Origin of the sequence: Mycolicibacter nonchromogenicus (assembly GCF_002101775.1) — a bacterium.
Classification (GTDB): Bacteria; Actinomycetota; Actinomycetes; order Mycobacteriales; family Mycobacteriaceae; genus Mycobacterium; species Mycobacterium nonchromogenicum.
The window spans coordinates 1-13422 of sequence record NZ_LQPI01000030.1 but is presented as its reverse complement, the minus strand read 5'-3'; the positions used below and the strand labels follow the sequence as shown (position 1 = coordinate 13422).

Genomic DNA, 13422 nt, shown 5'->3' with positions numbered 1-13422 from the left:
GTAGCTCCGCACTGCGGCTAACCTCCGCCATGGCTTCGGACACAGCAGGTGTGGGAATCGTGGTCGGTGTCGATGGGTCGCCGGCATCGCGGGCCGCGGTGCGGTGGGGCGCCCGGGAGGCGGAACGCCGCGCGCTGCCACTGACCCTTCTGCACGCGGCGTCGACACAGTTGTCGCCCCTGATGGCCCGATGGATCGTGTTCGGTCAACACGAATTGCCGCATCGCCGGGTGCAACGGATCGTCGCTGACGCCGTCGAGGTCGCCACGGACAGCGCCTCAGACGGCGCTCCGGCGCAGCTGAACACCAAAGTGGTGTTCACCGATCCGGTGGACGCGCTCGAAAAGTTTTCCCGGCACGCGGATCTGGTCGTTATCGGATCGAGCGGGCGACGGATGCGGCAGCTGTTGTTCGGCTCGGTCGGTTCGGAGCTGTCGCCGCGCTGCCGCTGCCCGTTGGCCGTCCGGCACGGCGACGAGCCGGCGTCACCGCCCTCGGACGTCGCGGTTCAGGTCGACCCGTCGGGCTGGTGACAAGCGCGGGTACACCGAAAGGGTTGCCGGGTCGGTTCACGGGGTAATCAACCCCGATCACAGTCGCTGATTGGAGGTCTCATGCCCAAGACGACGAAGAGCGGCACCGCCAAACGCAGCGAGTTACCCAGCACGCTGCAGCGCTCGAGCGCCAAGGCGCAACGCACCTTTGCCAAAGCGCACGATGCCGCCGCCAAGGAGTATGGCAGCGAGCAGCGCGCCCACCGGGTCGCCTATGCCGCGCTCAAGCACAGTTTCGAAAAGGTTGGGGACCACTGGGAACCCAAGAAGCAGCGCGGCCCGTCGGATAAGCGCGCGGCCCGAGGCGGCCCGAACAATTCCGGTCCGACCGCGGAGGGCGTGGACGCCAACGCCAGCAAGCAACACCTGCTGGACATCGCCCGGCGGCTGGATATCCACGGACGCTCCACGATGCGGAAAGCTGAACTGGTCACGGCGATCAAGAAGCACAACCGCCGGGTCCGCGGTAAATAGCGCGCCCACCGATCGCTGGGCGAAAGGCGCTGCCAAGCGTCAAGCGTGGAGTCAGCCAGGCTGGATTCGCCCGTCGGCCAAGCCGGCGATCGGTGTCTGTTCGAGGTGCTGCAGCAGATCTTCGGCGTTGTCGAAAACGACGGCCGCACCGGCCGTCTCCAATTCGGTGCGTGAGACCCCGCCGCTGAGCAGGCCGATACTGGTGACCCCGGCGCGCGCACAGGCCTGGGCGTCCCAGACCGCGTCGCCCACGAATACGGCACGCTCCGCCGTTGCCCCGACCCGGTCCATCGCAACCCCGATGATGTCCGGATTCGGCTTGGCGACATCGACATCAGCCGACGACGTGACCGCGGTGATCAGATCATCGCAGCCGAGCACCTTGCGCAGCACCGCCAGCTCGTCCTCAGGTGCTGAGGTGGCCAGAACTATCGGAAGGTACAGGGCGGCAATACTTTCCAGAAGTTCTCGGGCGCCCGGAAGCGGCGACAGCAGGGCCGATGACTCCAGGTAATACTGTGAGTGCAGATCTTTGAGTCGCCGGCGAACATCATCGGGTGCGTCGTCGGACAGCAGCCGCACCAGTGCGGATCCGTCCATTCCGATGGCGCGATGAATGCGCCACGACTCCACCTCGAGATTCAGCTCGGTGAACGCGCGACACCAGGCGTGCACGTGCAGATAGTTGGAATCGACCAGCGTGCCGTCGACGTCGAACAACACCGCAGATTGGGCACTCACGCCTTTTCCCTCCTTTTCACCGATGGTCCTGGCCGTTTGCGGATCACCTTGCCGGGATACCCACGCAGGGACTTCCCAAATGCCGACGAGAGGAAAACCTGTGGCGACCGAGGACCATGACGGCAAACAGCGACAGCTCGACGATCACCGGGTCGACCGGCAGACCGGATACCTCACCACTCAGCAGGGGGTGCGCGTCGACCACACCGACGACGCGCTGACGGTCGGTGAGCGCGGGCCGACTCTGCTGGAGGACTTCCACGCCAGGGAGAAGCTCACCCACTTCGACCATGAGCGGATTCCCGAGCGGGTGGTGCACGCCCGCGGGTCAGGTGCCTACGGCTACTTCGAGCCCTACGACGACTCGCTTGCGCAGTACACCGCGGCACGCTTTCTCACCACTCCCGGCACCAGGACTCCGGTGTTCGTGCGGTTCTCCACCGTGGCGGGCTCGCGCGGTTCGGCCGACACCGTGCGTGACGTACGCGGATTCGCGACCAAGTTCTATACCGAGCAAGGCAACTACGACCTGGTGGGCAACAACTTTCCGGTGTTCTTCATCCAGGACGGAATCAAGTTCCCCGACTTCGTGCACGCGGTGAAACCGGAGCCGGACAACGAGATTCCGCAGGCTCAGTCCGCGCACGACACGTTATGGGATTTTGTGTCGCTGCAGCCCGAGACGCTGCACGCGATCATGTGGCTGATGTCGGATCGCGCTCTCCCGCGCAGCTACCGGATGATGCAGGGTTTCGGCGTGCACACCTTCCGCTTGGTGAACGCCAGCGGCCAAGGGACGTTTGTGAAGTTCCACTGGAAGCCGAAGCTGGGTGTCCATTCGCTGATCTGGGACGAATGCCAGAAGATCGCCGGCAAGGACCCCGACTTCAACCGTCGCGATCTGTGGGACGCCATCGAGGCCGGTCAATTCCCGGAGTGGGAACTCGGTGTCCAGCTGGTCGCAGAAGAAGACGAATTCGCGTTCGACTTCGACCTGCTGGACGCCACCAAAATCATCCCCGAGGAACAGGTCCCGGTGCGTCCGGTGGGCAGGATGGTGCTCAATCGCAATCCGGAGAACTTCTTCGCCGAAACCGAGCAGGTGGCGTTCCACACCGCCAACGTCGTACCGGGGATCGACTTCACCAACGACCCGCTTCTGCAGCTGCGCAACTTCTCCTACCTGGACACACAGTTGATCCGGCTCGGCGGACCGAACTTCGCTCAGCTGCCGGTCAACCGTCCGGTGGCGCCGGTGCGCAACAACCAGCACGACGGCTACAGCCAACACGCGATACCGCGGGGCAAGACCAGCTACCACAAGAATTCGCTCGGGGGCGGCTGCCCGGCCCTGGCCGACGAGGGAGTGTTCCGGCATTACACCCAGAAGTTGGACGGGGCCAAGCTCCGTAAGCGCGCCGCGAGCTTCGAGGATCACTACAGTCAGGCCCGGATGTTCTACCGCAGCATGACCGAGGTCGAGGCGAAGCATATCGTCGCCGCCTACGCTTTTGAGCTGGGGAAATGTGAAAGCGTCGAGATCCGGGAGCGCACCGTCGAACAGCTCAACTCAGTCGACCATGACCTGGCGCGGCAGGTGGCCGAGAAGCTGGGCCTGGCCACACCCGAAGAACAGCCCGTCGATGAGGTCGTGCTGTCACCGGCCCTCTCGCAATTCAGCGATGCCGGTACCCCCGCAACCCAGGAGGCGCCCGGTATCGAAAGCCGCAAGATCGCGGTGCTGGCCGCCGACGGGGTGGACGTCGTGGGCGTGCAACGGTTTGTGGCAGCGATGCGAGAACGCGGTGCGGTCGCCGAAGTGCTGGCGCCCATCGCCGGCGGTGAACTCACCGGCGGCTCCGGTGGCCGGTTGAAAGTCGACCGGGCCTTCACCACGATGGCGTCGGTGCTCTACGACGCAGTGGTCGTGCCGTGCGGACCCGACGCTGTGCAGACGCTGGCCGGCGACGGGTACGCGATGCACTTCATCACCGAGGCCTACAAACATCTCAAGGTGATCGGTGCGTTCGGCGCGGGCGTCGATCTGTTGCCCAAGGCCGGTGTCGCTGAGCGGCCGGCCGAAGACACCGCGGTCGTCGTCGCCTCCGGTGTGGTGACGACGACGGCCGCGGCTGATGACTTAGGTGACGAGTTCTTCGGCGCGTTCGCCGCCGCACTCGCCGGGCACCGCGCGTGGAACCGCGATGCCGACGCGGTTCCTGCCTAGATGATCACGGCACCAGGCGAAGCGGCCGGCCGGACCGCTGAACCTCGGCCAGCGCGTCCGTCAGCGAGTCCACCAACGGAAGTCGAGCGTGCGGATCGCAGATCCGCAGCAAGGTCGACAGTGCGGGACTCGGGACCACCTTCAGCTCGGTCTGCGTGCTGGAGCATTGCGCGGTGATCGACTGCAGAGCCGAAAAACCGGTGGTCCCAATGAATGTCAGTTCAGAGAGATCCACCACCAGCCATTCGCAGCACTCGGCGCAGCGCTTGGCGTACTCGGCGAAGGGGGTGGCATTAGCCGCGTCGATCTCCCCCTCTACGGCGACGACGGCTCCGGTCCGCCCCCAGTGGACAGTGAATTTGGCGGTGTGACTCCGCCAGACTTGAGTGGCTTCCGTTGCGGGAGTGGCGAAAGCGTTCTGAGAAAACATGGTGCTCGACATATCTGTGACTCCATCAGTCGACGAATCGTGCTGTGGATCGCGCCAACGTAATCAACATACGGGCTGCATTGAGAACGGTGACGCTTCACTGCGGCTGTGAGCTCAACCGGAGGATCCAAACGTTACCAGAACTGCGCGGCAAGCCAAGAGGGTGCCGACGATTTCTGGAGAATCCCAGTGAAACCTTAGCTTTCAGGTTGCAAGCAGCGACGAGCGTCCCGCTGACCATGCCGATGTCATCACCTCGGCGAGCCGTCCTTCCACCACGTCGAGAGCTCGCATACCGAAGACGACATCGGTCTCCAGCTGCGGAGAGCGGTCCAACAGATCGCCGATCACGTCGGTTCGGACCACCTGTTCATGGACTGCGTCGGCCTCGACGTGCTCGGCGTAGAAGGTCACGCACGGCTCCGGGGCCCCCATCCGCCGCAGCGCCGCAACCAGCCGGCTCGAGCCGGGAGGGGAGGTGATCTCGGTGGCGGCGAAATGGCCGGCGGCCGCACCGCGCCAGCGGCGATGCAGCCCGAACAGCGACATCAGATTGACCACCGCCAGCGACTCGGCCGGGACCACGTCGAGGTAGGCGAGGTACCCGGCATCCAGTCCGGCAGCGGTGAGCAGGTCGGCGAAGAGCTGCTGGTGCAGCCGAGGCCCCTGCCCGGCGCCGTATTCGTCGAATTCGACGGCCACAAACGACGCCTTGGCCTGACCGGTCAGGCGCGGGATGATCCACGCGTGCGGATCGCCCTCCTTGAGGTGATAGAGCGATCGGTGGACGAAGTACTCGCGGGCCTGCTCCCAGGTGCCGTGGTCGCGCAGATACCACGAGGGCCCGGTGCCGCGCACGGGCTCGGTGGCCGCGGCGTCCATCTCGGCGACGGCGGTCGCATCCGGCTCAATGGCTCCGACGTCGCGGCGGACACGCTCGAGGAATGTGTTTTCGAGTTGGGTCCGCAGTCCGAGCAGGGTGGTGTCCCATTCCCACTCCGGGTCCACGTCGGCGAACCCGCGGTAGTGCAACTCGTAGCAGACATACAGCGCCAGTTGCAGGTCGCGGCCATAGGGGTCGGCCTCGATGGTCGGTGGGATGACCACCTCATGGGCGGCGCCGACGGGTTGGCGCAAAAGACCGCAGACGGCCGCGGACAGGGGCCCGCACGCGGCGGGAAGACGAGGTTCGGTGTGGATCGTTGCGGTGCGCACGCTCTGCGGATACCCCTGAACCGGGTCACGCCAAACGGCGCCCCGCCGTTTCGGTGGCCGACCGTGGGGTATTCCCGCAGCATGACACGCTTTGGCTACACCCTGATGACCGAACAGAACGGGCCCGCTGAGCTGGTCGGCTACGCCGTCGCCGCGGAGGAACGCGGTTTCGACTTCGCGGTGTGCAGCGATCACTTCTCGCCGTGGCTGGCATCGCAGGGCCACGCTCCCAACGCGTGGGCGCTGCTCGGCGCGGTTGCCCACGCCACCCGGGAGCTGGGTCTGTACAGCTTCGTGACCTGTCCGACGATGCGCTACCACCCGGCGATTGTGGCCCAGCAGGCTGCCACGGTGCAGATTCTGGCCGAGGGCCGGTTCACCCTGGGGCTGGGCAGTGGGGAGAACCTCAACGAACACATCGTGACGGGAGCAGGCTGGCCGAACGCAGCGCGCAGGCAGGCCATGCTCGGTGAGGCCATCAAGATCATCAGGGAACTGCTGATGGGGGAGACGGTCGACCACGACGGCGACTATTTCCAGGTCGACCAGGCCCGGCTGTGGGATCTTCCGGAGATCCCGGTCGCGCTCGCCGTGGCCATGTCGGGCCCCAAGGGCGTCGACAGATTCGCCGCGGCCGCCGATCACCTGATCGCGGTGCAGCCCGACCCAGATCTGGTCCAGTCCTGGCATGCCGCACGGCAGGCGGCGGGGCTGGAGCCTGGGCGCGTCATCGGGCAGGTGCCGGTGTGCTGGGATCCCGACCGGGAGAAGGCGATAGAGCGTGCCCACCGGCAGTTCCGCTGGTTCGGCGGCGGCTGGTCGGTCAACGCCGAGTTGCCGACACCGGCTGCGTTTGCGGCCGCAACCCGCTACGTTCAGCCGTCCGATGTCGCCGGTGCCATTGCGTGCGGGCCGGACCTGGACGCGATCGTCGACGCGGTCGGCGCCTACCGAGAGGCAGGATTCACCGACGTAGCGCTCATCCAGATCGGCGGGGAGACCCAAGAGGCCTTCCTCAAAGAAGCCGCGGAACCGCTGTTGGCGGCGCTGCGTGACGCAGCCTGACGGCGACCGCGAGGGCACGGAGTCGGGTGAAGCAGGTCGGCACCATAGCGTGAGGGTTTCGGTTCGACACGCCGAGGGTATTCAGGCCTCATGAGTGACGTGAGCGACACCGACGAGGGAATCGATCAGAGGCGCACCACGCAACCGCGGGTCGGACTGGTGTTCAAGGACCGTCGTGAGTTGCCGGGCTTGGGCCTGCTGCTGATGGCGGCACTGTCATTGATGGGCTTCATGATTGCTGCGGCGCAGCAGGACAGCGGCTGGACGCTGGGCTTCGGGATCGCCGTCCTAGTGTTGGCTACCAGCGGCTTGACCTGGGTTTTAATCGGGCGTAACCGCACCACCCACGCCGGTCATCACCGGCGTCAGACCTAACGCGCCGGCAGCGAACCGGGACACCGCCTGTGCACCGGTCGTCGCTGCCTGGCCATGACCGGTCCGGTAACGACTGGTGATCTCGCCCGAGGCCGGAGTCAGCGTCACCTCAGCCAGCAACTCGCCCGTCGTCGGCTCGCAGACTGCCCACAGATAGCGCGAGTCGTCGGCCCAACCTGCGGCAGCCTTCGCGACATAGTCCGGGTCCGTTTCGCCCAGATCGGCCAGGGCTGACCGATCGTCGACCCGTTCGTCAGCCCGTGGCATCCGCAGATACCACGGGCCGGCGTTGATCTCGACGGGTTCGATGGCTCCTACTTGATCTCGCAGAGCACGGTGCCCTGCGTGATCGCCGATCCGGCCTCGGCCGACAGACCGGTGATGACACCGTCCTTGTGAGCGGTGACCGGGTTCTCCATCTTCATGGCCTCCAGGACGACGACCAGGTCACCCGCGGCGACCTCCTGGCCCTCCTCGACGGCCACCTTCACCACGGTGCCCTGCATGGGCGCGGTCACGGCGTCACCGGACGCGGCCGCGCCGCCGTGGGCGCCACGCTTGCGGGCCTTCGGCTTCTTGCGGATTGCTCCCGCAGCGCCGCCGCCCGCACCGCCCAGCGCGAGGTCACCCGGCAGCGACACCTCGAGGCGCCGGCCACCGACCTCGACGACCACCTTCTGCCGCGGCTGGGGGTCCTCGTCGTCGAGGGGCTCACCGCTGGTGAAGGGCTCGATGTTGTTCTCGAACTCGGTCTCGATCCAGCGGGTGTGGACCGTGAATCCGTTCTCATCGCCGATGAAGGCCGGGTCGCGGACCACCACGCGGTCGAACGGGATGACCGTGGCCAGCCCCTCCACGTGGAACTCGTCCAGGGCGCGGCGGGCGCGCTCAAGGGCCTCGGTGCGGGTTGCGCCGGTGACGATCAGCTTGGCCAGCATCGAGTCGAACTGGCCGCCGATCACCGACCCGCTCTCCACACCGGAGTCCACCCGGATGCCGGGGCCGGTCGGCGCGTCGAAGCGGGTGATCGGGCCGGGGGCGGGCAGGAAGCCGCGACCGGCGTCCTCGCCGTTGATCCGGAACTCGATCGAGTGGCCGCGCGGCTCCGGGTCCTCGGTGATGTCCAGTGCTTCGCCGTTGGCGATCCGGAACTGCTCACGCACCAGGTCGATACCCGAGGTCTCCTCGGTGACCGGGTGTTCCACCTGCAGGCGAGTGTTGACCTCCAGGAAGCTGATCAGGCCGTCCTGGCCCACCAGGTACTCCACGGTGCCGGCGCCGTAGTAGCCGGCCTCCTTGCAGATCCGCTTGGCGGACTCGTGGATCTCCTTGCGCTGCGCGTCGGTCAGGAAGGGGGCCGGAGCCTCCTCGACCAGCTTCTGGAAGCGGCGCTGCAGCGAGCAGTCGCGGGTGCCCGCGACGACGACGTTGCCGTGCTGGTCGGCGAGGACCTGAGCCTCGACGTGGCGCGGCTTGTCCAGGTAACGCTCCACGAAGCATTCGCCGCGACCGAAGGCCGCGATCGCCTCACGGGTGGCCGACTCGAACAGCTCGGGAATCTCTTCGAGGGTGCGCGCCACCTTCATGCCGCGGCCGCCGCCGCCGAACGCAGCCTTGATCGCCACCGGCACACCGTGCTCCTTGGCGAAGGCCACCACCTCGTCGGCGTCCTTGACCGGGTCCGGGGTGCCGGGCACCAGCGGAGCCTTGGCGCGGGCGGCGATGTGCCGCGCGGTGACCTTGTCGCCGAGGTCACGGATCGACTGCGGGCTCGGCCCGATCCAGATCAGCCCGGCATCGATGACAGTCTGGGCGAAGTCGGCGTTCTCGGAGAGGAAGCCATACCCGGGGTGAATGGCATTGGCGCCGGACTGCGCCGCGGCGTCGAGGATCTTCTCGAACACCAGGTAGGACTCGGCCGAGGTCTGCCCGCCCAGGGCGAAAGCCTCGTCGGCGAGCCGGACGTGCGGCGCATCGGCGTCGGGCTCGGCGTACACCGCCACGCTGGCCAATCCGGCGTCGCGCGCGGCGCGGATCACCCGGACTGCGATCTCCCCGCGATTGGCGACGAGCACCTTGGAGATCTTCGAGCTGGCATGGTTCGCCACTGGCCCTCCTGATGGCATGTATAAGAAATGTCTTTAAGAATCTAGCTTCAGGCAGTGTAAAGCGCGACCACTGAACCTGTTCCAGTGCCCCTTACGCGGCGCGCAAATGCCGCTTGATGCGGGTCAACATGGCCGACATGCCCCGCAGGCGCAACGGGCTGATCAGCTCGGCCAGCCCCAGCTGGTAGGCGAAATCCTCCGGCACGTCCAAGATGGCGTCGGCCGGCTGGCCGTCGAGGCCGGCAGCCCAGATCGAGGCGAAGCCGCGCGTCGTCGGGGCCTCCGGAGGTGCGCTGAAATACAGCCGCACCTTCTGCCGGTCGGAGGCGTCGACGTGCAGGAACAACGGCGACTGGCACTCCGGTACCGGTTCCATGGCGGATTCGGTCAGTTCATCAGGCAGATCGGGCAGCTCGTCGGCGAACTCGATCAGCAGCTTGAGCTTGTCCTGGCCTTCGACTTCGGCGAAGTCGGACACCACCTGGGCCAGTCCCTCCGGCAGGCTCATCAGCCGCCTCAGACCGCCCCGGCAGGGGCCGGACCCGGTTCGGGGCCGTCAACGATGGGCACCCGCACGGTGTTGCCCCACTCGGTCCAGGAGCCGTCGTAGTTGCGGACGCCTTCGAGGCCGAGCAGGTGGGTCAGAACGAACCAGGTGTGGCTGGAGCGTTCACCGATGCGGCAGTAGGCGATCGGGTTATCCCCGGGCTTGAGAAAACCGTAGAGCTCTTCGAGTTCCTCGCGCTTGCGGAACCGGCCGGCGTCATCGGCCGCCTTGCTCCACGGCACCGAGACCGCGGTGGGGATATGGCCGCCTCGCAGCACACCCTCCTCCGGGTAGTCCGGCATGTGGGTGCGCTCACCGGTGTACTCCTGCGGCGAGCGAACGTCGATCAGCGGCACCTTGCCGATATTGGCCAGCACGTCATCCTTATAGGCCCGGATGGGGGCGTCGTTGCGCTGAACGACGGGGTAGCCGCTCGTGGTCTTCGACGGCACCTCCAGCGTTGTCTCGCGGCCCGAGGAGACCCACAGGTCGCGTCCGCCGTCGAGGAGTCGCACGTCTTCGTGGCCGAACAGGGTGAACACCCACAGCGCGTAGGCGGCCCACCAGTTGGACTTGTCGCCGTAGATCACCACGGTGTCGTCGCGGGAGATGCCCTTGCGATTCATCAGGTCGGCGAACTGCTCGCCGGTGATGTAGTCGCGGACGGGGGAGTCGTTGAGATCGGTGACCCAGTCGATCTTGACGGCGGTCGGAATGTGGCCGATGTCGTAGAGCAGGACATCCTCATCGGACTCCACCACGACCAGGCCGGGCCTACCCAGATTGCCCGCGAGCCAGTCGGCTGTCACCAACCGTTCCGGGTGAGCGTAGGACTGCAGGGAGGGGGCGGGATCAGCAGGCACTGGCACGAAGCCGAGCCTACCGGTCGGTAACCGTTGTGCCACTCCGGAGCCGGAAATCCTTCGGCGGCAGGTGGACCAGATCGGGGTCAGGTGACCGGGTTGGCCGCCCATAGCGCAGCGACCGAGAGCCCGGCCGGGCGCAGCAACCGTCGCAGCATCGGCAGGCTGATCCCGATGACGCTGGAGGGATCGCCGTCGACGCCGTCGACGAACCAGCCTCCCAGGCCATCCAGGGTGAATCCGCCGGCCACTCGCAGTGGCTCGCCGCTGGCCAGGTAAGCCTCCAGATCGTCGTCGTCCGGGTTGCCGAAACGCACTGTGGTGACGGCGGTCTCGGTGATCTGATGGGTGATCTCGTTGTCGCGCAACCGGATCAGGCTGTGGCCGGTGTACAGCTCGCCGGAATTGCCTGCCATCGCTCGCCAGCGGTTGCGGGCCTCATCGACCGTCGGCGGCTTGCCGCACAGCTCGCCGTCGATGTAGAGCATGGAATCGCAGCCGATCACCACACAATCGGTGCTCACCGGAGGCTGCAGTGTGGCGGCGACCTCTGCGGCCTTCGCGGCTGCCAGAGCGCCGGTCACGGCATCCGGGGAGGCATCGGCGGGCAGGCCGGCCATAACGGCGTCCTCGTCGACCCCCGACACCACCACCAACGGGTCGATCCCGGCGCCGCGCAGGACCGCCAGCCGGCCTGAGGAGGCCGAGCCGAGGACCAGCCGCGTCACCGCCGGGTCACCGACGCATGTGGGTGCGCTCCAGCAGGGTGATCCGCTGCCAGCTGAACAGCGGCATCCGCAGCTTGTCGACCGGGTGGCCCCACATGTTGCGGTCCCGCTTCTCGGATCCGGCGCTCGCGCCACCGGCCGCACCGAGCACCGCGACCAGCGCCGCGATCTCGTGGTCGGTGGGGTTGCCCCGCAGCACCTTGATGAGCGGCTCGGCGGCCACCGGAGTCTCCTCGACCGCCGTGGTCGCTTCGGTCTCTTCGCTCACAAGCTTGCTCCGCTCGTTGCACTCACAGGGGAATGTTTCCGTGCTTCTTGGGCAGTGGCTGGACGATCTTGCGCTCGAGCAGCCGCAGCGACGTCGCAATGTAGCCGCGGGTGTGCGACGGTGGGATCACCGCGTCGACGTAGCCCCGTTCGGCGGCGACGTAGGGGTTGACCAGCGTGTCCTCGTACTCCTGTTGGAGCTGCAGGCGCAGCGCGTCGACGTCGTCGCCGTTCTTCGCGGCCTGGTTGAGCTGCTGGCGGTAGACGAACCCGACCGCTCCGGAGGCGCCCATCACCGCGATCTGGGCCGTCGGCCAGGCCACGTTGACGTCCGCGCCCATCTCCTTGGACCCCATCACGCAGTACGCGCCGCCGTACGCCTTGCGGGTGATCACGGTGATCTTGGCGACGGTGGCCTCGCCGTAGGCGTAGAGCAGCTTGGCGCCGCGCCGGATGATGCCGTTGTACTCCTGCTCCGTACCGGGCAGGAACCCGGGCACGTCGACCAGCAGCACGATCGGAATGTTGAAGCAGTCGCAGGTCCGGATGAACCGGGCGGCCTTCTCCGAGGCGTTGATGTCCAGGCAGCCGGCGAACTGGGTGGGCTGGTTGGCCACGATCCCGACCGTGCGGCCCTCGATACGGCCGAAGCCCACGATGATGTTCTGCGCGTATCCGGCCTGAACTTCCAGGAATTCGTCGTCGTCGAGGATCCGGGTGATGACCTCGTGCATGTCGTACGGCTGGTTCGGCGAGTCCGGGATCAACGTGTCGAGCTCGAGATCCTCGGCGGTGAGGTTGTCCTCGATGGAACCCTCGGGCACCGCCACCGGGAAGTGCGGCGGGTCGGCGTAGTTGTTGGGCGGCAGGTAGCTCAGCAGGTCGCGGACATACTCGAATGCGTCCTGCTCGCCCGAGGCGACGTAGTGCGCGGTGCCGGACTTGCCCATGTGGGTGTGGGCGCCGCCCAGCTCCTCCTGGGTGACGTCCTCACCGGTGACGGTCTTGATCACGTCGGGGCCGGTGATGAACATCTGGCTGGTCTGGTCGACCATCACGATGAAGTCGGTCAGGGCGGGGGAGTACACGTGACCGCCGGCCGCCGCGCCCATGATCAGCGAGATCTGCGGGATCACGCCGGAGGCGAGGATGTTGTTGTGGAAGATCTTGCTGTAGAGGCCCAGCGAGACCACACCCTCCTGGATGCGGGCACCGGCACCGTCGTTGATTCCGATCAGCGGCCGGCCGGTCTTCATGGCCAGCTCCTGGACCTTGACGATCTTCTCGCCGTAGACCTCGCCGAGGCTGCCGCCGAACACGGTGGCGTCCTGGCTGAAGATGCAGACCTCGCGGCCGTCGATGGTGCCGTAGCCGGTCACCACACCATCGCCGAGCGGACGCTTCTCGGCCAGGCCGAAGTTGGTGCTGCGGTGCTTGGCCAGCGCATCGAGTTCGACGAATGAGCCCTCGTCAAGCAGGGCGTAGACACGTTCCCGAGCAGTCAGCTTGCCCTTGGCATGCACCTTCTCGACGGCGGCCTCACCGACCGGGTGCAGGGTCTCCTCGGTCCGACGCTTGAGGTCGGCGAGCTTGCCCGCGGTGGTGTGTATGTCGACGACATGCTCGGCTTGCGCCTCTACGTGGGCCTCACCGGAGTGCTCAGTAACACTGGTCATAAGAAACGATCTTAAAGTGTGGGTCCTCAGAACACCCGACCGGACCGGCTAGGGCACGTCGTCGTCGCTTTCCTGTAGTAGCCGCTCGGGGTGGTGGTAGTGGTTGGTGCGGGGTTGGCCTTTGTCGTGGTGGGGTGGGGGCAGGGTTTGGG

15 protein-coding genes are annotated in these 13422 nt (G+C 66.6%); 5 read left to right on the top strand and 10 right to left on the bottom strand.

The window, feature by feature from the left end; all coding sequences use genetic code 11:
- Window positions 1-29: 29 nt before the first annotated feature.
- Both AWC18_RS04910 and AWC18_RS04905 read left to right on the top strand, forming a co-directional pair.
- Entirely contained in the window at window positions 30-533 is a 504-nt protein-coding gene (locus tag AWC18_RS04910) for a universal stress protein (protein WP_085137970.1), read from the top strand.
- Between the two features lie 81 nt (window positions 534-614).
- Window positions 615-1028 carry a ChaB family protein gene (locus AWC18_RS04905; RefSeq protein WP_064996847.1) on the top strand — a complete coding sequence of 138 codons (414 nt, stop codon included), beginning with the start codon at window positions 615-617 and terminating at the stop codon, window positions 1026-1028.
- 51 nt (window positions 1029-1079) lie between these two features.
- Here AWC18_RS04905 and AWC18_RS04900 read toward each other — a convergent pair whose 3' ends face one another.
- Window positions 1080-1769, bottom strand: coding sequence for an HAD family hydrolase (locus AWC18_RS04900; protein ID WP_085137969.1), 690 nt, complete (start codon window positions 1767-1769; stop codon window positions 1080-1082).
- Between the two features lie 79 nt (window positions 1770-1848).
- Between AWC18_RS04900 and AWC18_RS04895 the strand changes: the two genes are divergently transcribed.
- On the top strand, window positions 1849-3996 hold the full coding sequence (locus AWC18_RS04895; RefSeq protein WP_109559991.1) for a catalase: 2148 nt from the start codon (window positions 1849-1851) through the stop codon (window positions 3994-3996).
- 4 nt (window positions 3997-4000) lie between these two features.
- On the opposite strand, the gene AWC18_RS04890 is transcribed toward AWC18_RS04895, so the two are convergent.
- Window positions 4001-4438, bottom strand: a complete 438-nt coding sequence (locus AWC18_RS04890; protein ID WP_082960960.1) for an STAS domain-containing protein — start codon at window positions 4436-4438, stop codon at window positions 4001-4003.
- A gap of 192 nt (window positions 4439-4630) precedes the next feature.
- A complete protein-coding gene (locus tag AWC18_RS04885) occupies window positions 4631-5641 on the bottom strand; it encodes an iron-containing redox enzyme family protein (protein ID WP_064996850.1) in 1011 nt (336 codons plus the stop codon).
- 81 nt (window positions 5642-5722) lie between these two features.
- On the opposite strand from AWC18_RS04885, the gene AWC18_RS04880 reads away from it, so the two are divergent.
- Window positions 5723-6706, top strand: coding sequence for a TIGR03557 family F420-dependent LLM class oxidoreductase (locus tag AWC18_RS04880; protein WP_085137967.1), 984 nt, complete (start codon window positions 5723-5725; stop codon window positions 6704-6706).
- A 90-nt stretch (window positions 6707-6796) separates the two neighbouring features.
- Window positions 6797-7081 carry a hypothetical protein gene (locus tag AWC18_RS21410; RefSeq protein WP_133054979.1) on the top strand — a complete coding sequence of 95 codons (285 nt, stop codon included), beginning with the start codon at window positions 6797-6799 and terminating at the stop codon, window positions 7079-7081.
- On the opposite strand, the gene AWC18_RS04875 is transcribed toward AWC18_RS21410, so the two are convergent.
- From AWC18_RS04875 to AWC18_RS04845, 7 genes are all read right to left on the bottom strand, one after another.
- On the bottom strand, window positions 7028-7390 hold the full coding sequence (locus AWC18_RS04875; protein WP_082960961.1) for a GNAT family N-acetyltransferase: 363 nt from the start codon (window positions 7388-7390) through the stop codon (window positions 7028-7030). The two genes, AWC18_RS21410 and AWC18_RS04875, sit on opposite strands and share 54 nt — an antisense overlap.
- A 5-nt stretch (window positions 7391-7395) precedes the next feature.
- Window positions 7396-9189 carry an acetyl/propionyl/methylcrotonyl-CoA carboxylase subunit alpha gene (locus AWC18_RS04870; RefSeq protein ID WP_064996853.1) on the bottom strand — a complete coding sequence of 598 codons (1794 nt, stop codon included), beginning with the start codon at window positions 9187-9189 and terminating at the stop codon, window positions 7396-7398.
- Window positions 9190-9280: 91 nt separating this feature from the next.
- On the bottom strand, window positions 9281-9697 hold the full coding sequence (locus AWC18_RS04865; protein WP_064996854.1) for a SufE family protein: 417 nt from the start codon (window positions 9695-9697) through the stop codon (window positions 9281-9283).
- 8 nt (window positions 9698-9705) lie between these two features.
- On the bottom strand, window positions 9706-10605 hold the full coding sequence (locus tag AWC18_RS04860) for a sulfurtransferase (protein WP_085137966.1): 900 nt from the start codon (window positions 10603-10605) through the stop codon (window positions 9706-9708).
- An 80-nt stretch (window positions 10606-10685) separates the two neighbouring features.
- A complete protein-coding gene (locus tag AWC18_RS04855) occupies window positions 10686-11327 on the bottom strand; it encodes a Maf family protein (protein ID WP_085137965.1) in 642 nt (213 codons plus the stop codon).
- A 7-nt stretch (window positions 11328-11334) separates the two neighbouring features.
- Window positions 11335-11595 carry an acyl-CoA carboxylase subunit epsilon gene (locus tag AWC18_RS04850; protein WP_064996857.1) on the bottom strand — a complete coding sequence of 87 codons (261 nt, stop codon included), beginning with the start codon at window positions 11593-11595 and terminating at the stop codon, window positions 11335-11337.
- Window positions 11596-11617: 22 nt separating this feature from the next.
- Complete coding sequence (locus tag AWC18_RS04845) at window positions 11618-13270, bottom strand: acyl-CoA carboxylase subunit beta (protein WP_085137964.1); 1653 nt, start codon at window positions 13268-13270, stop codon at window positions 11618-11620.
- Window positions 13271-13422 lie beyond the last annotated feature (152 nt).

Coding starts and splice junctions, on each gene's coding strand:
- AWC18_RS04865 (WP_064996854.1), bottom strand. CDS start 9,697: ATGAGCCTGCCGGAGGGACTGGCCCAGGTGGTGTCCGACTTCGCCGAA.
- AWC18_RS04845 (WP_085137964.1), bottom strand. CDS start 13,270: ATGACCAGTGTTACTGAGCACTCCGGTGAGGCCCACGTAGAGGCGCAA.
- AWC18_RS04895 (WP_109559991.1), top strand. CDS start 1,849: ATGCCGACGAGAGGAAAACCTGTGGCGACCGAGGACCATGACGGCAAA.
- AWC18_RS04910 (WP_085137970.1), top strand. CDS start 30: ATGGCTTCGGACACAGCAGGTGTGGGAATCGTGGTCGGTGTCGATGGG.
- AWC18_RS04890 (WP_082960960.1), bottom strand. CDS start 4,438: ATGTCGAGCACCATGTTTTCTCAGAACGCTTTCGCCACTCCCGCAACG.
- AWC18_RS21410 (WP_133054979.1), top strand. CDS start 6,797: ATGAGTGACGTGAGCGACACCGACGAGGGAATCGATCAGAGGCGCACC.
- AWC18_RS04905 (WP_064996847.1), top strand. CDS start 615: ATGCCCAAGACGACGAAGAGCGGCACCGCCAAACGCAGCGAGTTACCC.
- AWC18_RS04880 (WP_085137967.1), top strand. CDS start 5,723: ATGACACGCTTTGGCTACACCCTGATGACCGAACAGAACGGGCCCGCT.